The following is a 25815-nucleotide window of genomic DNA, read 5'->3' as shown; positions in this document are numbered from 1 at the left end:
CAGCCGTGCGGCCGGGTGACGACGGGGTGCTCGACCTGCTCACGCGCGGGCGGATCGAGGTCGAGGGCAGGCTGGTCGACGCGTCCAACGCGACGCTGTTCTGCGCGATCAGCCTGGACGGGGTGAACGCGCAGTGCGTGTACAAGTCGGTGCGCGGGGAGCGCCCGCTGTGGGACTTCCCCGACGGCACGCTCGCCGGCCGCGAGGTGGCCACCTACCTGGTGTCGCAGGCGGCGGGGTTCGGGCTGGTGCCGCCCACGGTGCTGCGGCCGGGTCCGTTCGGGCCGGGCATGGTGCAGCTGTGGGTGGACACCCGTGAGGACGACGACCTGGTCGACATCGTCGCCGTGGACGAGGTCCGCCCCGGGTGGCGGGCGGTGCTGCGCGCCCACGACCGGCACGGCGACCCGGCGGTGCTGGTGCACGCCGACCACCCGCGGGTGCGGCTGATGGCGGCGTTCGACGCGGTGGTCAACAACGCCGACCGCAAGGGCGGGCACGTCCTGCACGCCGACGACGGCGCGGTCTACGGCGTGGACCACGGCATCTGCCTGCACAGCGACGACAAGCTGCGCACCGTCCTGTGGGGTTTCCTGGGCGAGCCGCTGCCCGAGCCGGCGGTGGAGGGGTTGCGGCGGGTGCGCGAGCAGCTGTCGGGACCGTTGGGCGAGGCGCTGCACGAGCACCTGACCCGGGCCGAGATCGCGGCGCTGGCCGAGCGGGCGGACAAGCTGCTGGCCGCCGGCGTCTACCCCGAGCCCTCCGACGACTGGCCCGCGATCCCCTGGCCCGCTTTCTGAGGCGGTCCTGCGGCGTCGGGGTCGTCGATGGGGTGTAATCGGGCGGGTGAGCGGCGTTCACCTTCGCGATGTGACCGAGGCCGACGTGCTGGTGTTCTTCGAGCACCAACTCGACCCCGAGGCCAACCACATGGCGGCCTTCGGCGCGGCGGACCCCACCGACCGGGCCGCGTTCCTGGTGCGGTGGGCGCGGATCCTGGCCGACGACACCGTGGTCGTCAAGACCATCGAGTTCGACGGCCGGGTCGTCGGCCACATAGGGCGGTTCACCCAGTTCGGTGAACCCGAGGTGACGTACTGGATCGACCGCGAGTACTGGGGGATGGGCCTGGCCACCGCCGCGCTGGACGAGTTCCTCGAGCTCGACCCGACCCGTCCCCTGTACGCGCGGGCCGCGGTGGACAACCTGGGTTCGCTGCGCGTGCTGGACAAGTGCGGTTTCGTCGCCGTGGGCGAGGACGTCGGCTACGCCGAGGGCCGCGGCGAGGACGTGGAGGAATTCATTTTGCGGCTCGACGCCTGACCGGGAGAGGCTGGCGCGGTGACCGCGAAGCTGATCACCCGTTTCGGCCCCGGCGTGCAGGAGTGGATCGACGCCCTGCCCGCCCTGGTCGACACCCTCACCGGCCGCTGGGACCTGGAACCGGTCCGGCAGCTGTCCGGCGGCACCTCCCACACCCTGCTGTGCCGCCGCGCCGGCGACCCGGTGGTGCTCAAACTGACCCCCGACCCGGACATCGCCCGCCAGGAACTGGACGCCCTGCGCGCCTGGGAACCGTCCCCGCGCATGGTGCGCGTCCTGTCCGCGGACGTCGAGCGCGGCGCACTGCTGCTGGAAGGCCTCGACCCCGGCACCCCGGCCACCTACGACCCACCCCGCATGGCGGAACTGCTGGACGCCCTGCACATCCCGCCCCGAGGCGACTTCCCCACCCTGGCCGACAGGGTCGATTTCGTCTTCACCCTCCTGGCCCGCCGCCGCCCCGGCGACTACTCCGCCGGCCACGCGGCAGCCGCCGCCCTGGCCCGCGACAAGGTCGAGGCGACCCTGCTGCACGGCGACCTGCACCTGGAGAACGTCCTGGACGCCGGCAACCGGGGCCTGGTCGCCATCGACCCGAGACCCTGCATCGGCGACCCGGCCAGCGACGCCATCGACTTCGCCTACTCCGCCCCGGACCTGGCCACCGGCATCGAGGCCCTGTCGGGAGTCGTGGACGGCGACCGCCTGGCCGCCTGGTGCCAAGCCTTCGCCGACTTCTTCCCCAACCACCACTGACACCCTGCTAGCCGCACCACGCGGGGCCACCGGCGCGTGTCTTGCCCCCGGGTCCGCGCTGCACAGGCCACGGTCGTGAAGCTGGGCAGCGGCCGGGCCGCGACTGGGTTGCGAACGGGCACCGGGCTGGGCGTCGGTTCGGTTGGGCCGTCGTGAGTTCGGCCAGCGTGGGTGCGGGTGGGGTGCGCTGGGCTCGCGTGGTGTGGGCCGGTGTCGCTCGGGGCAGGTGCAAGGGTTTGTGTGGTCGGGCGTGGCCTCCGGCCCCCGAATCGATCATCGCACGAGCCACCGACATTCCCAGGCGTCGTGCCGGGCGGAGCGTTCCTCGGCACCCTGGGCAACTGCTCGGCGCGGGGCCGGACATTCGCTCGGCGAGGCGTCGGAAAGCTGCTCGGCGCGGGGATCGGGGGGTGTTCGGCGTGGCAGGGGGTCATGCGGTCGGGTGACGGGATAGCGTCGCCGGTCGTGCGATCACAGGACTACGGGCGGGACGTGCTGGCGGGGACCAGGAAGCGCAAGGTGCCCGAGGTGGTGGCCGAGGTCGGGGTGGTCGCCGAGGATCCCGCCTCCGGGTTTTGCGGTGCCGTCGTCCGGTTCGAGCACGGGCAGGTCGTGTTGGAGGACCGGCACGGTCGGGAGCGGCTGTTCCCGCTGCGTCCCGCCGGGTTCCTCGTCGACGGACGGCCGGTGACGCTCGTGCGTCCCGCGCCCGCGCCCGTCGCGCCGGTGCGGTCGGCGTCGGGCTCGGTCCGTGTCGAAGGGCTCAAGGCGCGCACCGCCCGAGACTCCCGCATCTGGGTCGAAGGCCTGCACGACGCCGAGCTGGTCGAACGCGTCTGGGGGCACGACCTGCGCGTGGAAGGCGTCGTGGTGGAGCCGCTGGACGGCGTGGACGTCCTGGCCGACCGGGTCGCCGAGTTCGGCACCGGGCCCGGCCGCCGACTGGGCGTCCTGGTCGACCACCTCGTGCCGGGCAGCAAGGAGTCCCGGCTGGTTGCCGCCATCCGTGACGAGCACGTCCTGGTCACCGGTCACCCGTACGTGGACGTGTGGCAGGCGGTGAAACCGGCGTCGGTCGGGATCGCCGCCTGGCCGGTCGTGCCGCGTGGTGTGCCGTGGAAGGAAGGCGTGTGCGCGGCGCTGGGCTGGGGTGAACCGGCGGCCGGGTGGCGGCGTGTGCTGGCCGGTGTGCGGGGGTTCCGAGACCTGGAGACGCCGTTGCTGGGCGCGGTCGAGCGGCTGATCGACTTCGTCACCGAGGGGCAGGGCGACGAGCAGGACGGGTGAACCGGTCACGCCGGGTGCCCGCAGGTGCGAGGATGGCACCGTGGCCGCGTTGATCTGGTTGATCGTCGGTGTCGCCCTGGTGGCGGCCGAGATCCTCTCCGGCGACTTCGTCCTGGTCATGCTCGGCGCGGCGGCGTTGGGCGCGGCCGGGGTGTCGGCGTTGGGGGCGGGTGAGCTGGTCAGCGCGGTGGTGTTCGCGGTGCTCGCGCTGGGGTTGGTCGTCGGGGCGCGGCCGGCGCTCAAGCGCAGGCTCACCTCGGGGCCGGACCACCGGTCCGGGGTGGAGGCGCTGCTGGGCAGCACCGCCGTCGTGGTGTCCACTGTGGACGCGCACGGCGGTAGGGTGCGCATCGGCGGCGAGGTGTGGTCGGCGCGCTCGCTGGACCACAGCGTGCTCGAACCCGGCGCGGAAGTCACGGTGGTCGAGATCCAGGGCGCGACCGCTGTCGTGCTCGGAGTCTGAAAGGGGAGAGGCGTGACCACGACGTTGATCGTCATCGCGGTCCTGGTGTTGTTCGTGCTCATCGTCGCGGTCAAGTCGGTGCTGGTGATCCCGCAGGCCACCGCGGCCGTGATCGAGCGGCTGGGCCGCTACCGCACCACCGCCGCGCCCGGCCTGAACATCCTGGTGCCCTTCTTCGACCGGGTCCGGGCCCGCATCGACCTGCGCGAGCAGGTCGTGTCGTTCCCGCCGCAGCCGGTGATCACCCAGGACAACCTCACCGTCTCCATCGACACGGTGGTGTACTTCCAGGTCACCGACCCGCGCGCGGCGGTCTACGAGATCTCCAACTACATCGTCGGCGTCGAGCAGCTGGCGACCACGACCCTGCGCAACCTGGTCGGCGGCATGAGCCTGGAGGAGACGCTGACCTCCCGCGACCAGATCAACAACCAGCTGCGCGGCGTCCTGGACGAGGCGACCGGCCGGTGGGGCATCCGCGTGGCGCGGGTGGAGCTCAAGGCGATCGACCCGCCGCCGTCCATCCAGGACTCGATGGAGAAGCAGATGCGCGCCGACCGCGAGAAGCGCGCCATGATCCTGACCGCCGAGGGCCAGCGCGAGTCGGCCATCAAGTCCGCCGAGGGCCAGAAGCAGGCCGCGATCCTGTCCGCCGAGGGCGCCAAGCAGGCGGCGATCCTCGCGGCCGAGGCCGAGCGCCAGTCCCGCATCCTGCGCGCCCAGGGTGAACGCGCCGCCCGCTACCTCCAGGCCCAGGGCCAGGCCAAGGCCATCGAGAAGGTGTTCGCCGCGATCAAGGCGGGCAAGCCGACCCCGGAGGTGCTGGCCTACCAGTACCTCCAGACCCTGCCGCAGATGGCGCAGGGCGACGCCAACAAGGTCTGGCTCGTGCCCTCGGACTACGGCAAGGCCCTCGAAGGCTTCGCCCGCATGCTCGGCGCCCCCGGCGAGGACGGCGTGTTCCGCTACGAGCCGCCCGCCGACGAACCCGCCCGCTCCACCCCCGAGGAGGACGACGCCTCGGTCGCCGACTGGTTCGACACCGCCCCCGACCCGGCCGTCGCCGAAGCCGTCCGCGCGGCCGAGGCGGTGGCCCGCAAGGAGGTCCCCGGCCCGCTCGACACGCCCCGGGCGTCCCTGGGCGAGGCCGCGCCCGACACGACCGCCGCTCTCGGCGCCGGCGCCCCCGCCGTCCAGGACGAGGCCGAGCCGCCGCGCTCCCTGCACGAGTAGCCCTCCGGCCCGGGAGGTAGGTACCTGTTTTTGTCGGACGCTCGCGACGTTTTCTCGCCGGAAACTTCGCGAGCGTCCAACACATTCAGGTAGTCGGTTCCGGCACAAGGCCCGGGTGACGCGGTGATCGTCACACCTTCGGGCACCGGGGTGGAGCAGCGTCACGCAGCGTGCAGTGCGGTTGGATGTGCCGGTGCACCCATTACCCGATCGAGTGAAGGACTGGTTGGGTCGTCCGGACGTGCCGTGGGAGCGGCGGTGGGAAGGCCTGGCCGCCGCCGTGGCCGAACTGTCGGCGGCGGTGCTCGCGGGACCGGGTGGACGACGGGTCGCCGAACAAGTCGCCGAGGCGCTGGTCGCCGGGATCGGGGAGCACCGCGGGCACCGGGCCGAACTGGCCGGGCTGGTCGACCGGGTGCTGGACCTGCACGCCGTGGCCTGCGCGGCCGACCCGCCCGAACCCGAGCAGCTCGCGCGGTGGCTGCTGCACGTGCAGACCGGGTTCCCCGAACCACCCGACGTGCGGCTCGCGCCCTACGCGGCGGCGCTGGGCCCCGACGGGCTCGCCTGGTACCGGGACGAGGCCGTGGCGCGGTTCCAGCGGCTGCCCGTGATCGAGTACGGCCGGACCGGGCACTACGACCGCGAGCGGTGGGCGCTGCTGCGGGTGGTGGAGGAACTGGCCGAGCACACCCGCGACGTCGACCTGCACGTGCTGGTGCTGGCCCGCGACCTGTCCTCGGGGTGGCACTACCTCCAGGTCGCCACCGTCCTGCGCGACGCCGGGCGCTCCGAGGAAGCCCTGGAGTGGGTGGCGCGGGGGCTGACCGCCACCGGCGGCCGGGGCGCCGCCGGTCGGCTGGTGGACCTGGCGGTCGACGAGTGCCTGCGGGCCGGCGCCCCCGAACGGGCGGTGGGGTGGCTGCGCGAGGCGTTCCTGGCGTCGCCGACGCCGGAGAACTACGCGCGGCTGCGCGGACTGGCGGCCTCACGGGGCGTGTGGCCTGCCGTGCGGGACGAGGTGCTGGCCTCCGTCACCGACACCGACCTGCGCGACCAGCTCGCCCGCCAGGGCTGAACGGTCATCGCGTCGTGGGTCGCCGCTTGAGGCTGTCCCGCCACTGGGCGGCCTGCCGGTAGTACTGGTTCGACGCGGGGCGGTAGACCAGGACCGCGCCCACCACGAACAGGGCCGTGCCGAGCAGGGTGTAGGCCACCGGCTCGGTGTCGACGCGCGGGTCGCCCACGGAGGCGATCGCGCCCGGCAACCACAGCACGGTCAGGAACGCCAGCAGCACCACCGACGCCGTGCGTGCCCCGGTGAAGCGGATCGCGAACAGGGAGATCAGCAGGGTCAGCGACGGCAGGGTGGTGTTCGGACCCGACGAACCGCCGAGGTTCGTGGCCGTCATGCCGAACAGCAGGGCCGCCAAGGGCAGCATCACCAGGGCGGCGATCAGCGCCGGAGGGCGCTTCGGGCGGGGTACGGGCTCAGTCATGCGCTCACTGTGCCGAGACCCGCGGGGACCGGTCCCTGCGCCTGCCCGCCGGCCGGGTCACGCCCCCAGGGGTGGGCGGCGGTCGGTCCAGGGGCGGGCGCGTTCCAGTTGGGCTGCGGTGGCCAGGACGGTGTTCTCGCCGTGGGGCGGGCCGACCAGCTGCACCGCCAGCGGCAGGCCGGTGCCGGTGTGGCCCGCCGGGACGGCGGCGGCCGGGTTGCCGGTGACGTTCCACAGGTGCAGGAACGTCGTCATGCGCGAAGCCGCCAGCAGGGCCGCCACGGTCGGGCGGCGACGCCACTCGGCGACCCTCAGCGGCGGGCGGGTCAGGACCGGGGTCAGCAGCAGGTCGTGGTCGGTGAACACGCGGTTGGCGTGCGCGGTCAGCGACTGCTCCTGCTCCAGGGCTCGCTGCACCGCCGCCCGGGGCAGGGACCGGCCCAGCGCGGCGACGCGGCGGGTGCGGGGGTCCAGGCGGTCGGGGTGGTCCAGCGCGGCCTCGCTGATCGCCGCGCAGTGCAGGTAGCGGGCGGCGAACCCGGCCGACCCGGAGACCTCCCGCATCTCCGGGTCCAGGCGCACCACGTCGTGACCCAGGTCGGACAGCAGGCTCGCGGTGTCCAGGACGGCGTCGCGGACCTCCTCCGCGATCGGGATGCCCGGACCCCACGGGCGCAGCGACACCGCGATCCGCAACCGGCCCGGGTCACCGGACGCGGCGGCGGTGTGGCCGTGGCCCGGCGCCAGGACGTCCAGCAGCAGCGCGGCGTCGCGGACGTGCCGGGTGATCGGCCCCGCAGCGACCAGACCGGTCCACACCTGCTCCTCCAGCGGCACGTGGTCGCGGTGCGGCTTGAGGCCGAACACGCCCGTGCACGCCGACGGGATGCGCACCGAGCCCGCGCCGTCCGTGCCCACCGCCGCGCCCACGAGACCCGCCGCGACCGCGGCGGCCGAACCGCCGCTGGACCCGCCGGGGGAGTGCCGCGGCGACCACGGGTTGCGGGTCGGGCCCGCCCAACTGCTCTCGGTGTAGGGCCACAACCCCAGCTCCGGCATCCGGGTCCGGCCCACGACCACCGCCCCCGCCGCGCGCAGGCGGGCCACGACCGGCGAATCGGCGGTGGCGACCGTCTCGACCGCCGCGGTGCCGTTGGTGGTGGGCAGACCGGCGATGGCCAGGTCCTCCTTGACCGCGACCGGCACACCCAGCAGGGGCGCGTCCTCGCCGCGGGCGCGTCGGGCGTCGGCCTCGGCGGCGTCGCTCATCGCCCGCTCGGTGAACACCAGGCGGAACGCGTTGAGGCCGCGGTCGTGGAGCTCGATGCGGCGCAGGCACTCGGCGACCAGGTCGCGGGAAGTCAGCTCGCCCGCGCGCAGCAACTCGGCTTGCCGCGCCGCACCCGCGAAGCACGCGTCGGTCAGGTCCATGTGCCGCACCCTAGGGCAACGGGCGACCCGAACCGGCTCAGGTCGGCCGGTGACGCGCGCGGTGGCGCAGCACGAGGAATGCAACCAGCAGCAGCGGCCAGGGGAACGGCAGCGGCGAGGCGATCCACGCCACCACCGCGATCACGCCCACGACCGCGAGGACGGGCGGGCGGCGGCCGTCCCACCACGGGTGTGGTGCGCGACCCGGGCGGTGGGTCGGTTCGAGCGGTGAGGGACCGGGTGGTGGGGGCAGGTCGACGGTCAGCGGGGCCAGGTCTGAGCGGTGCACGGCGGCGTAGGCGGCGGCGATGCGGTCCTCGGCCTCGGCCAGGGTCAGCCTGCCCTCGCCCACGGCGTCACGCAGCCGGGCGGCGACCGCGTCGCGCTCGGCGTCGGAGACCCGGACCCCGTCGGCGGGCGGTGGGATGGGGTGCGTCATGGCGTCGATGGTGTCCGCGGGGAGCGGGTCCCCGCATCGGTCGTGGGGCGGTGATGCGGACTACGCCCCCCGACGTACGCGGTGAGGGCATGATCGGTGTCATGCCGACGTGGGTGCTGTGGCTGGCGGTGGCGCTGGTCGTGATCGTGATCGTCGCGCGGCACCGGCGGCGCGCGCAGGCCGAGGTGCTGCTGGACGAGCACGCCCGCCGCCGCACCCAGCGGGAACTGCCCTCGCCGGTGTCGGTGTGGCGGGAGGCCAACCGGTTGTTCCGCGCCGGCGACCGCGAGGGGTTGCTGCTGCTGGCGGAGATCGGGCGGGAGCTGCCGTCCCGGCGGCAGGACGTGGTGGACACGTGGCTGGCCGCGCTGCGCGGCGGGGTCAGCCGGGGCTTGGACGCCGAGTGGCGCACGGCGGTGCAGAGCGAACTGGTCGCGCACCTGCGGCCGGGGGAGGACTACTGGCCGGGCATGGACGTGCGGGCCGCCGGCGCGATCCTGGTCGAGGTGGACCTGTCGGGGTGCCGGGTCGGCCGGGTGGACTTCACCGGGGCGGTGTTCGTCGGGGACGCCAAGTTCGAGGCGATGACCGTGACCGGCGCGGCGGTGTTCGACGGAGCCCGGTTCCTGCGGCACGGCCTGTTCACCGACACCCTGTTCGCGCGGTCGCTGTCGATGGCCGCCGCGGTGTTCACCGGCAACCTCGGGCTGTCCGGGGTGCAGGTCGCCGACGCCGCCCAGCTGGCCGGGGCGAAGGTGTCGGGGCGGGCGGACCTGCGGCGGGCGGAGTTCGGCGGGCCGGCCGGGTTCGAGGCGGTGTTCTTCGGCGGGCGGGCGCTGTTCGGCGACGTGGTGTTCCACCGGGACGCGCTGTTCACCCGCGCCTGGTTCCGGGGGCGCACCGACGTCACCTCGGCGCTGATCGGCGAAACCGCGGACTTCGGCGGCGCCCGCTTCGGCCGCCGCGTGATGCGCTGAACCCGGCCGGCGCGCACGCGAGAAACGTCGCGGCGGCCGTCGCGCGGTGCCTGCGAGATCGCCGCCTGAGCCGCCGTCGCCGCGGGGTTGGGTGCCGGCCTCCGGCCCCCGACTCCATTGTCCCAGAGGGGTACGACAACGTCAGGCGGTGCGGCGGCGGGTGCCGGTGGGCGGTGTTGGTGGTCGGTGCCGGGTCAGGCGGTGCGGCGGCGGTGGCGGGCCACCTGTTCGCGGTTGGCGCAGCGGGTGGTGCAGTAGCGGCGGCGGCCGTTGCGGGAGGTGTCCACGTACACCGTGCCGCAGCCGAGGCGGGCGCAGTGGCCCAGCCGGCCCGGGTCCTCGCACACCACGTGCGCCAAGCCGGCGGCGGTGAACGCGCGCACGCGGTCGGGGGTGGGCGCGTGTTCGGGCGCGAAGTGCAGGTGGGGCGCGCGGTCGTCGTGGGTGGAGACGTAGGGGCGGGCGGCGGCCTCGGCCAGCAGGGTGTTGACCCCCTCGACCAGGTCGACCTCGCCGGTGAACACCGGTTCCAGCCGCCGCGCCCACGCCAGCAGCTCCACCGCCTGCGCCTCGCTCAGGGTGCCCAGCGGCTTGTAGCCGTGGTCGCGCAGCAGGTCCAGCAGCTCCGCGGCGCCGGCCGCGCGGTCGGCGTTGACCAGGGACGCGGCCAGTTGCGCCGCCGCCCCGCCGTAAGGGTTGAAATGCACTGAACCATGACACCACGCTGGGGCGTGTGACGACCAGCTGCCCTTCCTGCTCGTGGCCCACCACCGACCCCGTCCACCCCGTCTCCGTCCACGGCCGCACGGCCTACCTGCGCTGCGTGTGCGGCGTGTGGCTGGTCCTGGACGCCGGACGGGTGGTCGCCACGGCCGGATCCCCAAGATCGGCTATCGTCCCGTCCCCGTGACCTCCCGCCGCGAGCTGCTGTGCGACACCGTGATCTCCGTGCTGGCCGCCGAGGGCGGCCGGGGGCTCACGCACCGCGCGGTGGACCGCGCCGCCGGCGTCCCGCTGGGCACCACCAAGAACTACTTCCCCACCCGGGAGGCACTGCTGCGCGCGGCGGCCGAACGCATGACCCTGCTGCACGCCGACGCCGTGGCCGCGCTGCGCGACACCACCCCCGCCGACGTCACCCCGACCCGGGTCGCGCAGCTGTACCCGGCGCTGCTGCGCCGCGCGGTCCTGGACGACCCCACCCACCTGCTCGCGATGGCCGAGCTGTACCTGGAAGCCGTGCGCCGGCCCGCCGTGCGCGAGGCGCTGGGACGCATGGTGGTGTCCAACGCCGAGGCGGGCGCGTCCCTGCACCGCACCGCCGGCCTGCCCTCCACGACCCGGGACGCCGGTCTGCTCGACGCCTACTTCCTCGGGGTGGCGGTGTCGCTGCTCGCGCTGCCCGCCGAGGCCCTGCGCGCCACCGGCCTGGACGACCCGGACGCGCTGGGCCTGGGCCTGTTCCGCGCCGCCGTGCCCGCGTCAGGGCACGGGGACCAGCCGCTGCACCCCGGTGGCGACCAGCCGGGTGGGCACGGCGGGGACCGCGCCGCAGCTCGCCGGCCGCGCGGGCGGTAGCTCCTCGTTGCCGACCGCGACCCGCCACGCCCGGCCGTCGGCGTGCCGCACGGTGGTGCCCCGCACGGTCAGCACGTCCCGCCGCTCGCCCAGGCGCTCCCGCACCGCCAGCTCCGCGACCTGCCCCTCCTTGGGGAACGTCGACCGGCCCCGGCAGCGCTCCACCACCACCCGGCCCGCCGCCGCCTCGGCCAGCAGGTGCCGGGCGAACGGCGCGTCCAACCGCCCGTACAGGTAGCCGGTGGGCAGCAGCACGCCGGTGGGGGAGAAGCGGTGACCCCCGGTGTGGGTGCACTCCCACACCGCCTCCGGGTGCGTCCGCGCCAACTCGGCCACCACCGGACGGCCCCACAGCGCGCAGCACACGTCCCGGCGGCTGTTCGTGCACACCATCAGCAGCGGCTCGGCCACCGGCTCCCCGAACCCCGGCCGCACGCCCGCGGCCAGGGCGGCGAAATCCAAGTCCAGCAGCCGCCGGGGATCGGTGTCGGCGCGTTCCAGCCAGGACGCGCCCGGCGCCGTGGACGCCACGTACACCCGGCGCGGCGCGGGCCGGTGGGTGTCGGCGTGGTGGCCGGGGCGGCGGATCAGCAGCACCCGCACCCCCGCAGCGTCGGCGCGCCGCGCCAACTCCGCGCCCAGGATGGGGTCCAGGTGGCTGTCGGTGAGCGCGTCGGAACCCCACGGTCCGGGCTGCTCCAGGCAGATCCACGCGGCGGCGGTGGCGGCGGTGCCCGCCTGCGGCTCGTGCAGGGCCGCCGACACGGCGGCACAGCGTGGCTCGGTCACCACCCAAGGGTGCACCCGCAGGGCCGTTCGGGTGACATCGGGGTGCCCTGCGGTCGCCGATCCGCTCACAGCGGAACGCACCGCGGCCCCACCGGGCCGCCCCGTACGGTGGCGGTCGTGATCACCGGAACCGCGGCCGGCGTGCCGTACGTGGCCCTGCCACCCCGCACCGGCAACCGACTGGTCCTCGTGTGGCACCTGCTCGGCGAACCCGGCACCCCGCACGACATGGCCGCCACGCTGCCCCTGCCCGACGTGGACGCCTGGCGCGTCTACCCGGCCCTGCCGCTGCGCGACCCCAGCCCCGACTTCCTCCTCGACGGCTACGCCCCGCTGGTCACCGAAGCCGCCGACGCCGTGCCCGACCTGGTGACCGCGCTGCGCGGCGAACTGGGCTGCGCCGGACCGGTCGACGTCGTCGGCGGGTCGGCCGGCGGGCACGTGGCGCTGCTGACCGCCGTGCGCGGGGACGTGCCGGTGCGGCGGGTGGCCGTGGTCAACCCGGCCGTGACCGCGGAATCGGTGGTCGAGGCGTCGGTGTCCGCCGGGTTCCTGCCCGCCTACGACTGGACCCCGGCCGCCCGCGCCGCCGCCGCGCCCCTGGACGTCCTGGCCGCCGCCGACCAGCTCACCGCGCCCCTGCTGGTGGTGCGCGGCGAACAGGAGTACCCGGCGTTCCGGCCCGTGCAGCACCAGCTGTGCGAGGCCGTGCCCGGGTCGAAACTGGTCGACGTGACCGGCCTGGCGCACATGCTCGTCACCCGGACCGACGAAGTGGCGGCGGAGGTGGGCGCATGGCTGACCGCGTGACCGGGACCGACCGCCTGACCGTGGTGACCGGCGGCAGCCGGGGCATCGGCGCGGCCACCGTGCGCCGGCTCGCCGCCGAAGGCCACCGCGTCGTCCTGGGCTACCGCGCCGCCCGCGACGAAGCCGAACACCTGGCCGCCGAGGTCGACGGGCTCGCCGTGCGCTGCGAGGTCTCCGACCCCGACGACGTCGACGCCCTGTTCACCGCCGCCGCGGGACTGGGCCGCGTCACCGGGGTGGTCATCAACGCCGGCGTCACCAGCCCCGCAGGCCCCCTGGCCGACACGGAGGTCGCCGACCTGCGCCGCGTCCTCGACGTCAACGTCCTGGGCGCCCTGCTGTGCGCCCGCCGCGCCGCCCGCGACCTCACCGAGGGCGGCGCGATCGTCTCGGTGTCCTCCGCCGCCGCGACCCTGGGCAGCCCGGGGGAGTACGTCCACTACGCCGCCAGCAAGGCCGCCGTCGACGCCATGACCATCGGCCTGGCCAAGGAACTGGGCCCACGCGGCATCCGCGTCAACGCCGTCGCCGCCGGCACCGTCCACACCGACATCCACCACCTCTCCGGCATCCCCGACCGCCCCGACCGAGTGGCCCCGCTCATCCCCCTGCGCCGAGCCGGCCACCCCGACGAGATCGCCGCCGCCATCACCTGGCTGCTCGGCGACGACGCCTCCTTCACCACCGGCGCCGTCCTGCGCGTCGCCGGCGGCCTGTGACACCTCACGCCCCCGACGTCACCGGCAGCCGGGGAGCGGTCAACACCCGGGGCCCCGAGTCGGTGATCGCCACCGTGTGCTCCACGTGCGCCGCGCGGCTTCCGTCGATCGTGCGCAGCGACCACCCGTCCGGGTCGGTGGTGTAGGCGTCACGGCCGCCCGCGTGGACCATCGGCTCGATCGCCAGCGCCACGCCCGGACGCAGCGTCATGCCCCGGCCCGGACGGCCCTCGTTGGGCACGCCCGGCGACTCGTGCATCGCCCGGCCGATGCCGTGACCGCCGAAGTCCTCCGGCATCCCGTAGCCCGCGCCGCGCACGATCCGGCCGATCGTGGCCGACACGTCACCCAGCCGGGCGCCCGGCACCGCCGCCGCGATGCCCGCCGCCAGCGCCCGCTCCGCCGTCTCGATCAACGCCAGGTCCGCCGGGTCGGCCTGCCCCACGACGAAGCTGATCGCCGAGTCGCCGTGCCAGCCGTCCACGTGCGCCCCGCAGTCGATGCTCACCAGGTCGCCCTCCCGCAGCCGGTAGCCGTCGGGGATGCCGTGCACGATCACGTCGTTGACCGACGCGCAGATGTAGCCGGGGAACGGCGTCGGCGCGAACGAGGGCTGGTAGTGCAGGAACGACGAGCCCGCGCCCGCCGACCGGATCACCTCCGCCGCCACCTCGTCCAACTCCAGCAGCGACACCCCGACGCGGGCGTGCGCGCGCACCGCCGTCAACGCGTCGGCCACCACCAGGCCCGCGACGCGCATCGCGTCGAACTCGCCGGGGGACTTCAACTCGATCACCGACACCAACTCCTCGACCGTGATACCTATACCGGTATAGATATCACAGCGACGGCGGTATTACTATCACGGACATGGTGCGACAGCCGCTCACCCAGTCCGACCGCGACCGCGGCGAACGCCTCGGCGACGCCCTGCGCGCAGCCCGCGGCGACCGCAGCATGGTCCAGATCGCCGCCGCCGCCGGCATCTCCGTGGAAACGCTGCGCAAGATCGAACGCGGACGCATCCCCACCCCGGCCTTCTTCACCGTCGCCGCCCTCGCCGACGCCGTCGGGCTCTCGCTGGACGACCTGTGCCGCCAACTGGCCGCCGAACGCCCCGCCGCCTAGATGCCCGACCACACCACGCCCCAACCCGTCCCACTGGTCCCCGAGATCACCCTGCACACCGCGCAGGACATCACCGCCCTCTGGGAACACACCGGCAAACCCGACCCGCCCTTCTGGGCCTTCCCCTGGGCCGGGGGACAGGCACTGGCCCGCCACCTGCTCGACCACCCCCGCACCACCGCCGGCCGCACCGTCCTCGACCTGGCCACCGGCTCCGGCCTCGTCGCCATCGCCGCCGCCCGCACCGGCGCCACCCACGTCACCGCCAACGACGTCGACCCCCTCGCGGGCGAAGCCGCCACCCGCAACGCCCACGCCAACCACGTCACCATCACCGTCGACGTCGCCGACCTCCTCGACACCGACACCGACCACGACGTCGTCCTCGCCGGCGACGTCTTCTACGACCGCGACATGGCCGCCCGCGTCCTGCCCTTCCTCCACCGCGCCCACACCCGCGGCGCCCTGGTCCTCATCGGCGACCCCGGCCGCACCCACCTGCCCCGCACCGGACTCACCCACCTCGCCACCCACGACGTCCCCGTCCCGCACGACCTCGAAGGCACCACCCTGCGCACCACCCGCGTCTGGCGCCTCTAGCGAAAACGGCTACCCGCCGCGCACACCACCCCAGTAGCGTCCGCGATCATGCGCGAGCCCGTCACCAGCGAGCACACCACCCGCAACCGCAAGCACTGGGAAACGGTGGCCGCCGCCGCCCACGGCCCCCTCGCCCGCGCCCACTGGGCCCGCACCAGCCCCGCCTGGGGACTGTGGGCCACCCCCGACACCGACCTCCACGTCCTGCCCGACGACCTACCCGGCCAGGAGGTCGTCGAACTGGGCTGCGGCACCGCCTACATCTCCGCCTGGCTCACCCGCGCCGGCGCCCACCCCGTCGCCCTGGACATCTCCGCACCCCAACTCGCCACCGCCCGCGCCATGCAGGACGAGTTCGACCTCCGCTTCCCCCTCCTGCTCGCCGACGCCGAACACACACCCCTGGCCGACAACACCTTCGACCTCGCCATCAGCGAATACGGCGCCAGCCTCTGGTGCGACCCCCACCGCTGGATCCCCGAAGCCGCCCGCGTCCTGCGCCCCGGCGGCCTCCTGGTCTTCCTGCGCCGCACACCCCTCTACGCCCTGTGCGCCCGCCCCGACCAACCCGCCGCCACCACCCTCCAACGCCCCCACGCCACCCTCGACCGCGTCCACAGCGCCGACGCCATCGAATTCACCCTCCCGCACGGCGCCATGCTCCGACTCCTGCGCGACAGCGGCTTCGACGTCGAAGACCTCATCGAGATCCACGCCCCCGCCGACCACCACGACTACCCCGAGGTCACCGCCGAGTGGGGCCACAACTGGCCCAGCGAAGAGATCTGGAAAGCCCGCCTACGCCCGGCCTGACAAGCTCTCGCACCCGGTGACACGCCCACGCGCGCCGTGAGTTCACGTGCGCCGTGACGCTTACGCGCGGTGTGACGCGAACTTCGCGGTGGCCGCCACCACCGCCTCCGCCATCCCCGGATCACCCGCGCTGTGCGAAGCGCCCCGCACCACCACCAACTCCGCACCCGGCCACGCCCGCGCCACCTCCCACGCCGTCGCCACCGGACCCTGCATGTCCCACCGCCCGTGCACCAACACCGCCGGGATCCCGTGCAACCGCGGCATCTCCCGCAACACCCGCCCGTCCTCCAGCCACGCCCCGTGCCGGAAGTACCGCGCCGTGATCCGCGCGAACGCCGACCGCCACCGCGGGTCCAGCTCACGCGGCGAGGGCACCCGGTCCGGGTCCAGCGTCAGGATCGACGACTCCCACGCCACCCAGTCGTCCGCCGCCTTGCGCCGCACCGCCGGATCCGGGTCGTTCAGCAACTCGTCGTAAGCCGCCACCAGGTCCACCGCACCCTTCGGCGCCCCCGCCCGGAACCGCGCCCACTCCTCGGGGAAGAACCGCCCCAACCCGTGGTACAGCCACTCGATCTCCGCACGCCGGCTCGTCGTCACCGCCACCAGCACCACCTCGGTCACCCGCTCCGGGTACGACTGCGCGTAGTGCAACCCCAGCGTCGACCCCCACGACCCGCCGAACACCATCCACCGCTCCACACCCCGGTCCACCCGCAACCGCTCGATGTCCCGCACCAGGTGCGCGGTGGTGTTCACCGACAGGTCCGTCGCGAAATCCGCCGCGTGCGGCGTCGAACGACCCGAACCCCGCTGGTCGAACAGGATGATCCGGTACGCCTCCGGATCGAACTGCCGCCGCATGCCGGGGGAGCAGCCCGTACCCGGACCACCGTTCAGGCCCACCACCGGCTTGCCCTCCGGGTTCCCGCACTCCTCCCAGTACACGAGGTTCCCGTCACCGACGTCGAGCATCCCGCGCGCGTACGGCTCGATCTCCGGGTACAGCACCACGAACCCCTCAAGAAACAACAGTGCTGTTACATTAGGGGAGTGGACGACAACCCCACCACCGATTACCTCGGCACCCGCCTGCGCCACCTGCTCGACCTGCTCGACGACGGCGTGGCCCACGCCTACACCCGACTCGGCCTCGACGGCTTCCGACCCCGCTACAACCCGATCATCCGGCTCGTCCACCGCCACGGACCCCGCTCCATCCGCGACCTCGCCACCACCATCGGCGTCACCCACTCCGCCGTCAGCCAGACCGTCAACCAGATGCACCGCGACGGCCTCGTCGAGCTCCACCCCGGCGCCGACGCCCGCCAACGCATCGTCCACCTCACCCCACGCGCCCTGGAACTCCTCCCGATCCTGGACGCCGAGTGGACCGCCACCGTCGCCGCCGGCCGCGAACTCGACGCCGAACTCCCGTACCCGCTCAGCGACCTCGTCGACCACGCCCTACGAGCACTGGGGGAGCGGCCCATGCCCGACCGCGTCCAACCCCACCTGCCTCACGCGCCGTAACGGTCCACCAGCTCCGCACCCAACCGCGCCAACTCCGCCCGCACCACGTCCGACTCCACCACCTCGGCCAACGCACCCCACCCCGCCAGGTGCTGCGCCACCATCAACGGCGTCGGAGCCGACACCCGCACCCGCGCACGACCGTCCTCCACACCCTCCACCACGCAGTGCCGACCGAACTGGGCCCGCAACACCCGCACGTGCCGCTCCGCCACCACGACCGTCGCCGACGTCCGCCGCTGCCACCCCTCGACCTCGGACACCACCCGCCCCCAGGCCGCCGACAACTCGAACCCCTCCGGCCGCACCGCCTCCTCGTCGGTGACCTCCGCCTCGACCACCCGGTCCACGCGGAACGTCCGCTGCCCCTCCGGCGTGCCCGCGACCAGGTACCAGACCTCGTCCTTGTCCACCAACCCCAACGGGTCCACCACGCGCACCGACCGCTGCCCGGCCCGCTTCACGTAGTCCAACCGCACCTTCCGCCGCCGCACCACCGCGTCCTGCAACACCCCGACGACCCCCGGCCGCTCCTGCTCCCGCTGCCCCCACCGAGCCGGATCCACCACCACGGCGTCCGCCGCCGCCTCGGCATCCCGCCGAAACGTCTCCGGCAACGCCCGCACCAACTTCCGCAACGCCGCCCGCGCCTCCGGGTTCACCGCCGCCGCCGGCCCCAACAACACGAACAACGCCCGCGCCTCGGGCGCACTCAACCCACTCAGATCCGTCCGCGCGCGGCCGACCAACTCCCAACCGCCACCACGACCCGGCTGCGGGTAGACGGGGATACCGGCCGCCGACAGCGCTTCGAGATCACGGCGCGCGGTCGCCACGGACACCTCCAACTCGCCCGCCAACTCCGCCGCCGTCACCCGTCCCCGCGCCTGCATCAACAACAGGGCAGCCACCAGCCGGTCCGCACGCATGGGGCCAGTGTCGTCCCTGAAGTGCTCACCTGGTGCGCACTTTGACCGGATTCGAACACGTGGTCGAACAGGCCGGGGGAGCAGTGCCAAACGTGGCGACTGGTGCTGTGGATCGCGCGTCGGCCGGGGCCCGACAGCGTCTCGGGCGGCGCGTTGGGCTTGAGGCGGCGTGGCCTCCGGCCCCCGGAACGATCATCGCACGAGCCACCGACAACCCGACGCGTGCGACCGGAGGAGGAAATCGGTCGGCGCGGGCATCGGCATCGCGGGACATCGGCGCGGCGGCGGTGTCGGTGGGCGGATCGGGTCCGGCAGAGGCCGTTGGAGGGCCGCCGAACTGCTTACTTAACATAATGTAGATTATCGGCACTCTGTGGAAGCCTGGTTATGGCGCTGCACAAACGTCACGTGACGTATCTACGGGTGGTGTCGCCGGATGGTCGCTGGCTGCGCCCGCCGGTGCCTCGGGCCGATGATCAAGCTCCTGGGCCGGCTCGCTGGCGATGCTGACGTGTCCCAGCGCGCGCCGGGACGCTCCTGGCGTGTGCGTGCGTATGAGCGAGGGGTTGAAGGCGGGCCGGAAGGTGCTGAGTGTGGCTCGGGAGTGGTGATCCCCCGGTTGTGGGTCGGCCCCAGGTCGGCCCCTCTCCGCACCGCTCTTTGATGGATAATCGCCATTATCCATGAGTTGGTCATGATGCTCGGGCGCGCTGAGCGGAATTGTCGGTGTCGTGCGCTAGGAAGATCACATGCGTGTGCTCGACGCCCAGGAGTCGTTCTTCCTCGCCCGCCGTCCGCGCAAGGACTCCCCCCACACCACGGCGGCCTACCGGCGGGACCTCGCCGGGGTCACCGCGTTGCTCTGCGACGTCGTGGGCACTCCCCCGGACCGGTTGCTGGTCGCCGATCTGACGGCCGGGAACCTGCGCAAGGCGTTCGGGGTGTTCGCGGACTCGCACGCGAAGTCCTCGGTGTTGCGGGCGTGGTCTACCTGGAACCAGTTCCTGACCTTCTGCGTGGCGGAGGACCTGGTGCCGGGCAACCCGATGGGTGCGGTGGCCCGGCCGAAGACGCCGCCGTTGGTGCCCAAGCCGTTGCGTGGCGAGGACACGCCCGAGCGGTTGTTGGCGGCGGCGGCCGAAGGGGCGCGCAAGGCGCGTGACCCGTGGCCGGAGCGGGACGTGCTGGTGTTGGCGTTGGGGCTGGTGGCGGGGTTGCGGTCGGCGGAGATGCGGACGTTGACGCTGGCGTCGGTGGTCGGGCGGCCCGGTGAGCGGCGGCTGCACGTGGCGGGCAAGGGCAACCGGGACCGGTCGGTGCCGATCGAGCCGGCGATGGACCGGATCATCGAGCAGTACCTGGTCTCGTGCCGGGCGCGGTTCCCGCAGGGGCGGTTCGACCGGGGTTCGGCGCTGCTGCGGGATCGGCACGGCGAGCCGATCGGGAGGGGCGGGCTGGAGTACCTGGTGCGGTCGTGCTTCCGGTGGGCGGGGCTGCACGACCGGGTGCCGTCGGGGGCGAACCTGCACGCGTTGCGGCACACCTTCGCCACGCGGCTGGCCGAGGACGGCGCGTCGGCGTCGGAGATCATGGCGCTGCTGGGGCACGCCTCCCTGGCGACGTCGCAGAACTACATCGAGGCGACGGCGCGGGAGCGGCGGGCGGCGGTGGCGGGCAACCGGACGTACGTGTCGTTGGCGAACCTGCCGTCGTCGCGGCGGGAGGACGACTGACCACTCCCCTGTGCCTTTGCTGGTGCGGTCAGGCGATCGCTGGGGTGAAGTAGGTCTTGCGGTTGCCGAGTGCTTGGTGGCCCACCCAGTCGCCGCTGGTGGTGGTGCGGGTCCAGTAGAGCTGGCCGTGTCCGTCGCTGGGGGTTTGTTCGGTGTAGACGAGGTAGACGGTGTCGCCGTCGGCTGCCAGTTCGGGGCCGGTGACCGACCAGCCGTCGAGTGGTCGCTGGGGTGCCCAGCCGGCGTCGTAGCGGGACCACCAGAGGCGGGTGTCGTCGTGGTCGGCGGTGGTCTGGCCTCGCCAGGCCATGTAGATGTGGCCCCAGGTTCCGACGAGTGCCGGGGCCGCGGCGCTCCAGCCTTCGTAGCGGCGCGGTTGGCCGTCGAACCACCCGATCCGGGGGTTGTACTGGATCCAGTGCAGTTGGTTGTCGGGTGACTGGCCCTTCCAGGCCATGACCATGCCGCCGAAGAGGGCGGCGCCGAGGGCGGGGCCGTGGCTGGTGCGCCACGGGGTGGCGACCTGGGCCTCCCAGCCGGCGCCCGTGCCGCGGGCCCAGTGGATGGTGCCTTCGGTCTTGTCCTTCCAGGCCAGGAAGAGGTGGTTGTCGTAGGAGGCGAGCGTCGGGTTCTGGGCGGTCTGGAACCCGGAGTTCCTCGGTGCGGACCACACGGTGCCGTGCTGGTCGGCGATGGGTGAGTCGCCGAGCCTCGAGGTGTGGATGTAGTGGTCGGGTCCCACCCATGCGGCGTAGAGGCCGTCGATGTGCCTGGTCAGGGCGGGCGCGGTGACCGCGCGGCGTTCTGCTCCCCAGGAGATCTCCTGGTCGGACCAGGTGTCGGGCCGGTCGGTGACGACTCCGGTCCGGCTCCACCTCATCGTGTTGGTGCCGTCGTTGTGGACCCACAGCATCGCGGGTGTGTACCCCATGTGCTCCACCGTCCCTTCGCCTGGTTGTCGTCCGCCGCTGGTTCTCGTTACTCGGCGGACGCCTGGCGGGTTGGGCTGTTCGAGTGATGCCGGCGTGACCTTGTTCGAACGGGTGTACGCAGGTGTCATGAGGGCGGTGTGGCGTGGGGTGTTGGTGTTCGGGTTGGTGACCTTCCCTGTGCGGTTGTTCCCGGTGGTGCGACCGCATGGGGTGCGGTTCCGGTTGGTGCATCGGGACGATTCGGGGCGGATTCGGCATCGGCGGGTGTGTGAGGTGTGTCGGGAGGAGGTGGGGTTGGCCGATGTCGTGCGGGCCGTGGAGACGGCTCAAGGGCGCGTGGTCGTGGTGGAGGACGAGGAGTTGGCTCGGGTGCCGGTGGCGCCGCAGCGGGTGATCGACGTGGTGCAGGTGGCTCGGGTGGACGAGGTGGATCCGGTGGTGTTGGGGCGGGCGTTCCACGTCGAGCCGGAGGTGGCGGCGGTGGGGTCGTACGTGGTGGTGCGGGACGCGTTGGCGCGGGCGGGGCGGGTCGGGGTGGCTCGGGTGGTGTTGCGGCGGCGGGAGCGGGTGGCTGTGGTGCGTCCGCGGGGTGCGGGGTTGGTGGTGCAGACGGTGTTGTGGGAGGACGAGGTGCGGGAGCCGGATCTGGGGTTCCTGGACGGGGTGGGGGCGGTGTCGGGGTCTGCGGAGCGGATGGCGTCGGAGTTGGTGGAGTCGATGACTGCGCCGTGGGACCTGTCGGTGTTCGAGGACCGGTTCGCGACGGCGGTGGCGGGGCTGGTGGCGGAGAAAACTAGCCCGTTCGAGTGATGCCCTGGTGCGGAAACCGCAGTTGGCGGGTACTCACGTGGAATGAGGTCCGTGTGGCGTGGGGCGATCTCCTTCGGGCTGGTCACGATCGGTGTCCGGTTGTACACGGCGACGGAGGAGCACGACTTCCGGTTCCACCAGGTGCACCGCGAGGACGGTGGGCGCATCCGCTACAAGCGGGTGTGCCAGGTGTGTGGCGAGGAGGTGGCGTTCGCCGACATCGCCAAGGGCTACGAGCTGGACGACGGTCGTGTGGTGGTGATGGACAACGAGGACTTGGACAAGTTGCCGATCAACACCGATCACGCGATCGACGTGCTGGAGTTCGTGCCGGCGGAGGAGATCGATCCGATCTACTTCCAGAAGTCCTACTACCTGGAGCCGGACAAGGCGGCGACGCGGCCGTACGTGTTGTTGCGGACGGCGTTGGAGCAGAGCGGGCAGTTGGCGGTCGTGAAGATCACGATCCGGCAGCGGGAGACGTTGGCGATGCTGCGGGCCCGCGAGGACCTGCTGGTGATGCACACGATGTTGTGGCCCGACGAGATCCGCAAGCCGGAGTTCGACTTCCTCGACGGCGAGACCGAGGTGCGCCCGCAGGAGTTGAAGATGGCGTCGTCGCTGGTGGAGAGCATGGCGGGGTCGTTCGACCCGGGCGATTTCACCGACGACTACACCGAGGCGATGCAGAAGTTGATCGAGGCGAAGGCGGAGGGCGCGGAGCTGCCCGAGCAGCCGGAGGCCGAGGACACCGGTGAGGTCATCGACCTGATGACGGCGTTGGAGCGCAGCGTGGAGCAGGCGCGGTCGGCGCGGGGTGAGTCGGCGCGAGGTCAGTCTGGGCGGGGTGAGGGCAAGTCGGCGGAGAAGAAGCCGGCCGCGCGGTCGAGGGCGTCGTCGGGTGGGTCCCAGTCCCGGGCGTCGCAGTCCCGGACGTCGCGGTCGAGGGCGTCGGGTGGGTTGGCGGCGAAGGACGCTGCGAAGGCGAAGGAGACCAAGGAGAAGGCGCCGGCGAAGAAGAGGGCGAAGCCCGCGTAGGGGGTGGCCGGTGGGTGGTGACCTGTCGGAGTACCGGCGCAAGCGGGATGCCGGGCGGACGCCGGAGCCGGTGCCGGGTGAGGGGGCGCCGCTCCCCCGCGGTGACGACGACACGTTCGTGATCCAGGAGCACCACGCGTCGCGGCTGCACTGGGACGTGCGGTTGGAGCGGGGTGGGGTGTTGGTGTCGTGGGCGGTGCCGAAGGGGTTGCCGCCGGAGCCGGGGACGATCCGGTTGGCGGTGCGCACGGAGGACCACCCGTTGGAGTACGCGTCGTTCGAGGGGACGATCCCGAAGGGCGAGTACGGCGCGGGCGAGATGCTGATCTGGGACCGGGGTCGGTACGAGACGGTGAAGTGGAGCGACCGCGAGGTGGACGTGGTGCTGCGCGGGTCCCGGGTCGAGGGTGAGTTCGTGTTCTTCCGGCGCGAGTCGGGTGGGGACGGCAAGGACTGGATGGTGCGGCGGCGGCACGAGGCGGTGCGGCCGGACTGGGTGCCGTTGCCGGAGGTGGTGGCGCCGATGTTGGCGACGGCGGCGGAGGGGTTGCCGGAGCGCAACGGGGACTACGCCTACGAGTTCAAGTGGGACGGAGTGCGGGCGGTCGCCCGGGTGGAGGGTGGCCGGGTGACGTTGGTGTCGCGGGCGGGCAACGACGTGACGGGGTCGTACCCGGAGTTGCAGGGGTTGGGCGAGTCGCTGGGGTCGACGCAGGTGTTGTTGGACGGGGAGATCGTCGCGTTGGAGGGTGGGCGGCCCAGTTTCGGGGCGTTGCAGCAGCGGATGCACGCCGGTGGGGCGCAGGCGCGGCGGTTGGTGTCGCGGGTGCCGGTGACCTACCTGGTGTTCGACGTGCTGCACCTGGACGGGTCGTCGACGCTGAACATGCCGTACGCGCGGCGGCGGGAGTTGTTGGAGGGGTTGGACCTGCGGGGTGCGCATTGGGCGACGCCGAAGGCGTATCCGGGTGCGGGGCCGGAGGTGTTGGCGGCGTCGCGGGAGCAGGGGTTGGAGGGGGTGGTGGCCAAGCGGCTGGATTCGCCGTACACGCCGGGGGTGCGGTCGCCGCACTGGGTGAAGATCACGCGGGTGGCGACGCAGGAGGTGGTGGTCGGCGGGTGGCGGCCGGGTGAGGGCAAGCGCAAGGGGGTGGTGGGCGCGTTGCTGTTGGGGATCCCGGAGGGTGGGGGGTTGGCGTTCGTGGGGTCGGTGGGGACGGGGTTCGGTGAGGCGGAGTTGCGGGTGTTGACGGCCCGGTTGGAGGGGTTGGCGGCGAAGGAGTCGCCTTTTGTGACGCCGGTGCCGCGGGAGCGGGCGAAGGGTGCGCGGTGGGTGCGGCCGGAGTTGGTGGGTGAGGTGGTGCACCGGCAGTGGACGGCGGACGGGCGGATGCGGTTCCCGACGTGGCGGGGGTTGCGGCCGGACGTGGCGCCCGCGGAGGTGCGGCGCCTTGGTTGAGTCGGCGGTGGTGCGGGTCGGTGATCGGCGGGTGAAGCTGACCAACCTGGGCAAGGTGCTGTACCCGGAGGTGGGGTTCACCAAGGCGGAGGTGATCGACTACTACACGCGGATCGCGCCGGTGCTGCTGCCGCACCTGGCGGGGCGGCCGTTGACGGTGCGGCGGTTCCCGGACGGGGTGGACGGGGAGTCGTTCTTCGAGAAGAACGCGCCGTCGCACGCGCCGGCGTGGGTGCGGCGGGTGCGGGTGGAGACGCCGGGGTCGTCGCGGGGGTCGGAGTACCTGGACTTCGTGGTGGTGGACGACCTGGCGACGTTGGTGTGGTTGGCGAACCTGGCGGCGTTGGAGTTGCACGTGCCGCAGTGGACGGTGGGGCCGCGGGGTGGGCGCCGCTCCCCCGACCTGGTGGTGTTCGACCTGGACCCGGGGCCGCCGGCGACGGTGGTGGAGTGCGCGCGGGTGGCGGAGCTGCTGCGGGAGGTGCTGGTCGCGGACGGGTTGGCGCCGGTGGTGAAGACCAGTGGCTCGAAGGGGTTGCAGGTGTACGCGCCGGTGGAGGTGTCGGACCCGATGCGGCCTTCGGAGTACGCGAAGGCGGTGGCGCGGCGGTTGGCGCGGGAGCGGCCCGAGCAGGTGGTGTGGCAGATGGCCAAGGCGCAGCGCACGGGGAAGGTGCTGATCGACTGGTCGCAGAACAACCCGGCGAAGACGACGGTGGCGCCGTACTCGCTGCGGGCGCGGGCGTTGCCGTCGGTGTCGACGCCGGTGACGTGGGAGGAGGTCGAGGGGTGCCATCAGGTGTCGGACCTGGTGTTCACCGCCGACCAGGCGCGGGAGCGGGTGGACCGGTGGGGTGACCTGTTCGCGGTGGAAAAGGCGTCGCCGCTGCCGGGCTGATCGCCTTATCCTGGCCTGCTTTTCCGACGGTGAAAGGGGGCGGGGTGGATCTGACGGCGGTGTTCGTGGACGGGCGGCCCGATCCGGGGCGGCGCATCGAGCTGGTCGACTACGACCCGGCGTGGCCGGGGTTGTTCGAGCGTGAGGCGGCGCGGGTGCGGGCCGCGTTGGGTGCGGCGGTGCTGGGGTTGGAGCACGTGGGGTCGACGTCGGTGCCGGGGTTGGCGGCCAAGCCGGTGGTCGACGTGGTGCTGGCGGTGGCGGAGCCCGCCGACGAGGCGGCGTACGTGCCGGCGTTGGAGGCGGCGGGGTACGTGCTGCGGATCCGGGAGCCGGGGTGGCACGAGCACCGGATGTTCAAGGGGCCGGAGGCGAACGTGAACCTGCACGTGTTCGCGGTCGGGTCGCCGGAGATCACGCGGATGGTGCTGTTCCGGGACCGGTTGCGGGCGCACCCGGAGGACCGGGCGCGGTACGAGGCGGTGAAGCGGGAGCTGGCGGCGCGGTCGTGGACGTACTTGCAGGGGTACGCGGACGCGAAGAGCGACGTGGTGGACGAGATCCTGGCGCGGGCCGATCCGGCCGCGCCGCCGCGGGTGGGGTGATCGGGCGTGGCCTGCGGCCCCCGGGTCGAT

At 73.2% G+C, this 25815-nt stretch carries 31 protein-coding genes; 22 read left to right on the top strand and 9 right to left on the bottom strand.

Annotated elements, in window-relative coordinates:
- The first annotated feature begins 5 nt into the window (after positions 1-5).
- The 7 genes from WBN91_RS06520 to WBN91_RS06490 all read left to right on the top strand — a co-directional run bounded on the left by WBN91_RS06520 (position 6) and on the right by WBN91_RS06490 (position 6140).
- Complete coding sequence (locus WBN91_RS06520) at positions 6-800, top strand: SCO1664 family protein (RefSeq protein WP_337722216.1); 795 nt, start codon at positions 6-8, stop codon at positions 798-800.
- A 70-nt stretch (positions 801-870) separates the two neighbouring features.
- Positions 871-1323, top strand: a complete 453-nt coding sequence (locus WBN91_RS06515; RefSeq protein ID WP_337722215.1) for a GNAT family N-acetyltransferase — start codon at positions 871-873, stop codon at positions 1321-1323.
- Between the two features lie 18 nt (positions 1324-1341).
- Positions 1342-2079 carry an aminoglycoside phosphotransferase family protein gene (locus WBN91_RS06510; RefSeq protein WP_337722214.1) on the top strand — a complete coding sequence of 246 codons (738 nt, stop codon included), beginning with the start codon at positions 1342-1344 and terminating at the stop codon, positions 2077-2079.
- A 465-nt stretch (positions 2080-2544) separates the two neighbouring features.
- A complete protein-coding gene (locus tag WBN91_RS06505; protein WP_337722213.1) occupies positions 2545-3366 on the top strand; it encodes a DUF3097 domain-containing protein in 822 nt (273 codons plus the stop codon).
- 40 nt (positions 3367-3406) lie between these two features.
- Positions 3407-3829 (top strand): NfeD family protein, encoded by a 423-nt coding sequence (locus tag WBN91_RS06500; RefSeq protein WP_337722212.1) that lies wholly within the window; start codon positions 3407-3409, stop codon positions 3827-3829.
- A gap of 12 nt (positions 3830-3841) precedes the next feature.
- Positions 3842-5062, top strand: a complete 1221-nt coding sequence (locus WBN91_RS06495) for an SPFH domain-containing protein (RefSeq protein WP_337722211.1) — start codon at positions 3842-3844, stop codon at positions 5060-5062.
- A gap of 214 nt (positions 5063-5276) precedes the next feature.
- Positions 5277-6140, top strand: coding sequence for a hypothetical protein (locus WBN91_RS06490; RefSeq protein WP_337722210.1), 864 nt, complete (start codon positions 5277-5279; stop codon positions 6138-6140).
- A 4-nt stretch (positions 6141-6144) separates the two neighbouring features.
- Here WBN91_RS06490 and WBN91_RS06485 read toward each other — a convergent pair whose 3' ends face one another.
- Genes WBN91_RS06485 through WBN91_RS06475 form a run of 3 tightly spaced genes read right to left on the bottom strand, consistent with a single transcriptional unit; the run spans position 6145 to position 8431 of the window.
- Positions 6145-6561, bottom strand: a complete 417-nt coding sequence (locus tag WBN91_RS06485; protein ID WP_337722209.1) for a hypothetical protein — start codon at positions 6559-6561, stop codon at positions 6145-6147.
- Between the two features lie 57 nt (positions 6562-6618).
- A complete protein-coding gene (locus WBN91_RS06480) occupies positions 6619-7992 on the bottom strand; it encodes an amidase family protein (RefSeq protein WP_337722208.1) in 1374 nt (457 codons plus the stop codon).
- Between the two features lie 37 nt (positions 7993-8029).
- Positions 8030-8431, bottom strand: a complete 402-nt coding sequence (locus tag WBN91_RS06475) for a DUF1707 SHOCT-like domain-containing protein (RefSeq protein WP_337722207.1) — start codon at positions 8429-8431, stop codon at positions 8030-8032.
- A gap of 101 nt (positions 8432-8532) precedes the next feature.
- Between WBN91_RS06475 and WBN91_RS06470 the strand changes: the two genes are divergently transcribed.
- On the top strand, positions 8533-9408 hold the full coding sequence (locus WBN91_RS06470; protein ID WP_337722206.1) for a pentapeptide repeat-containing protein: 876 nt from the start codon (positions 8533-8535) through the stop codon (positions 9406-9408).
- Between the two features lie 194 nt (positions 9409-9602).
- Here the strand turns inward: WBN91_RS06470 and WBN91_RS06465 are convergent, their stop codons facing one another.
- Positions 9603-10115, bottom strand: a complete 513-nt coding sequence (locus tag WBN91_RS06465; protein ID WP_337722205.1) for a CGNR zinc finger domain-containing protein — start codon at positions 10113-10115, stop codon at positions 9603-9605.
- A gap of 26 nt (positions 10116-10141) precedes the next feature.
- On the opposite strand from WBN91_RS06465, the gene WBN91_RS06460 reads away from it, so the two are divergent.
- Complete coding sequence (locus WBN91_RS06460; protein ID WP_337722204.1) at positions 10142-10318, top strand: hypothetical protein; 177 nt, start codon at positions 10142-10144, stop codon at positions 10316-10318.
- Positions 10315-10986 (top strand): TetR/AcrR family transcriptional regulator, encoded by a 672-nt coding sequence (locus WBN91_RS06455; RefSeq protein ID WP_337722203.1) that lies wholly within the window; start codon positions 10315-10317, stop codon positions 10984-10986. The genes WBN91_RS06460 and WBN91_RS06455 overlap by 4 nt, the downstream gene beginning before the upstream one ends.
- Here WBN91_RS06455 and WBN91_RS06450 read toward each other — a convergent pair.
- Positions 10891-11775 (bottom strand): sucrase ferredoxin, encoded by an 885-nt coding sequence (locus tag WBN91_RS06450; protein WP_337722202.1) that lies wholly within the window; start codon positions 11773-11775, stop codon positions 10891-10893. The genes WBN91_RS06455 and WBN91_RS06450 overlap by 96 nt on opposite strands.
- A gap of 117 nt (positions 11776-11892) precedes the next feature.
- Between WBN91_RS06450 and WBN91_RS06445 the strand changes: the two genes are divergently transcribed.
- Together WBN91_RS06445 and WBN91_RS06440 are read left to right on the top strand one after the other, a co-directional pair.
- On the top strand, positions 11893-12585 hold the full coding sequence (locus WBN91_RS06445) for an alpha/beta fold hydrolase (RefSeq protein ID WP_337722201.1): 693 nt from the start codon (positions 11893-11895) through the stop codon (positions 12583-12585).
- Positions 12570-13304 carry an SDR family oxidoreductase gene (locus tag WBN91_RS06440; protein ID WP_337722200.1) on the top strand — a complete coding sequence of 245 codons (735 nt, stop codon included), beginning with the start codon at positions 12570-12572 and terminating at the stop codon, positions 13302-13304. Before WBN91_RS06445 ends, WBN91_RS06440 begins: the two co-directional genes overlap by 16 nt.
- 4 nt (positions 13305-13308) lie before the next feature.
- Here WBN91_RS06440 and map read toward each other — a convergent pair whose 3' ends face one another.
- The gene (map, locus tag WBN91_RS06435) at positions 13309-14100 is read right to left on the bottom strand and encodes a type I methionyl aminopeptidase (protein ID WP_337722199.1); all 792 of its coding nucleotides are present in this window, start codon (positions 14098-14100) and stop codon (positions 13309-13311) included.
- Between the two features lie 74 nt (positions 14101-14174).
- Between map and WBN91_RS06430 the strand changes: the two genes are divergently transcribed.
- From WBN91_RS06430 to WBN91_RS06420, 3 genes are read left to right on the top strand one after another with little or no spacing between them, the layout of a single operon-like run.
- Positions 14175-14432: a helix-turn-helix domain-containing protein gene (locus tag WBN91_RS06430; RefSeq protein ID WP_337722198.1), complete on the top strand. Its 258-nt coding sequence runs from the start codon at positions 14175-14177 to the stop codon at positions 14430-14432.
- Positions 14433-15032, top strand: coding sequence for a class I SAM-dependent methyltransferase (locus WBN91_RS06425; protein WP_337722197.1), 600 nt, complete (start codon positions 14433-14435; stop codon positions 15030-15032). It begins immediately after the preceding gene.
- A 48-nt stretch (positions 15033-15080) separates the two neighbouring features.
- A complete protein-coding gene (locus WBN91_RS06420; protein WP_337722196.1) occupies positions 15081-15845 on the top strand; it encodes a class I SAM-dependent methyltransferase in 765 nt (254 codons plus the stop codon).
- A gap of 60 nt (positions 15846-15905) precedes the next feature.
- Here WBN91_RS06420 and pip read toward each other — a convergent pair whose 3' ends face one another.
- Positions 15906-16856, bottom strand: a complete 951-nt coding sequence (pip, locus tag WBN91_RS06415) for a prolyl aminopeptidase (RefSeq protein WP_443217669.1) — start codon at positions 16854-16856, stop codon at positions 15906-15908.
- Positions 16857-16901: 45 nt separating this feature from the next.
- Between pip and WBN91_RS06410 the strand changes: the two genes are divergently transcribed.
- A complete protein-coding gene (locus WBN91_RS06410; protein WP_337722194.1) occupies positions 16902-17381 on the top strand; it encodes a MarR family winged helix-turn-helix transcriptional regulator in 480 nt (159 codons plus the stop codon).
- Here WBN91_RS06410 and WBN91_RS06405 read toward each other — a convergent pair.
- Positions 17369-18310 (bottom strand): helix-turn-helix transcriptional regulator, encoded by a 942-nt coding sequence (locus tag WBN91_RS06405; protein ID WP_337722193.1) that lies wholly within the window; start codon positions 18308-18310, stop codon positions 17369-17371. The genes WBN91_RS06410 and WBN91_RS06405 overlap by 13 nt on opposite strands.
- Before the next feature lie 749 nt (positions 18311-19059).
- Here WBN91_RS06405 and WBN91_RS06400 point away from each other — a divergent pair.
- Complete coding sequence (locus WBN91_RS06400; RefSeq protein ID WP_337722192.1) at positions 19060-20043, top strand: tyrosine-type recombinase/integrase; 984 nt, start codon at positions 19060-19062, stop codon at positions 20041-20043.
- A 28-nt stretch (positions 20044-20071) separates the two neighbouring features.
- On the opposite strand, the gene WBN91_RS06395 is transcribed toward WBN91_RS06400, so the two are convergent.
- Positions 20072-20974 (bottom strand): hypothetical protein, encoded by a 903-nt coding sequence (locus WBN91_RS06395; protein ID WP_337722191.1) that lies wholly within the window; start codon positions 20972-20974, stop codon positions 20072-20074.
- Here WBN91_RS06395 and ku (WBN91_RS06390) point away from each other — a divergent pair.
- The 5 genes from ku (WBN91_RS06390) to WBN91_RS06370 are packed head-to-tail and all read left to right on the top strand — an operon-like array spanning position 20973 to position 25785.
- Positions 20973-21785 carry a non-homologous end joining protein Ku gene (gene ku / locus WBN91_RS06390; RefSeq protein ID WP_337722288.1) on the top strand — a complete coding sequence of 271 codons (813 nt, stop codon included), beginning with the start codon at positions 20973-20975 and terminating at the stop codon, positions 21783-21785. The genes WBN91_RS06395 and ku (WBN91_RS06390) overlap by 2 nt on opposite strands.
- A gap of 42 nt (positions 21786-21827) precedes the next feature.
- The gene (ku, locus tag WBN91_RS06385) at positions 21828-22823 is read left to right on the top strand and encodes a non-homologous end joining protein Ku (RefSeq protein ID WP_337722190.1); all 996 of its coding nucleotides are present in this window, start codon (positions 21828-21830) and stop codon (positions 22821-22823) included.
- 10 nt (positions 22824-22833) lie between these two features.
- Entirely contained in the window at positions 22834-24282 is a 1449-nt protein-coding gene (ligD, locus tag WBN91_RS06380; protein WP_337722189.1) for a non-homologous end-joining DNA ligase, read from the top strand.
- Positions 24275-25180 carry a non-homologous end-joining DNA ligase gene (ligD, locus tag WBN91_RS06375; protein ID WP_337722188.1) on the top strand — a complete coding sequence of 302 codons (906 nt, stop codon included), beginning with the start codon at positions 24275-24277 and terminating at the stop codon, positions 25178-25180. The genes ligD (WBN91_RS06380) and ligD (WBN91_RS06375) overlap by 8 nt, the downstream gene beginning before the upstream one ends.
- A gap of 44 nt (positions 25181-25224) precedes the next feature.
- Entirely contained in the window at positions 25225-25785 is a 561-nt protein-coding gene (locus WBN91_RS06370; RefSeq protein WP_337722187.1) for a GrpB family protein, read from the top strand.
- Positions 25786-25815: the final 30 nt, after the last annotated feature.

Origin of the sequence: Saccharothrix sp. CCNWYY140 (assembly GCF_037401995.1) — a bacterium.
GTDB lineage: Bacteria > Actinomycetota > Actinomycetes > Mycobacteriales > Pseudonocardiaceae > Actinosynnema.
This window is presented reverse-complemented; position numbering and strand designations above follow the sequence as displayed.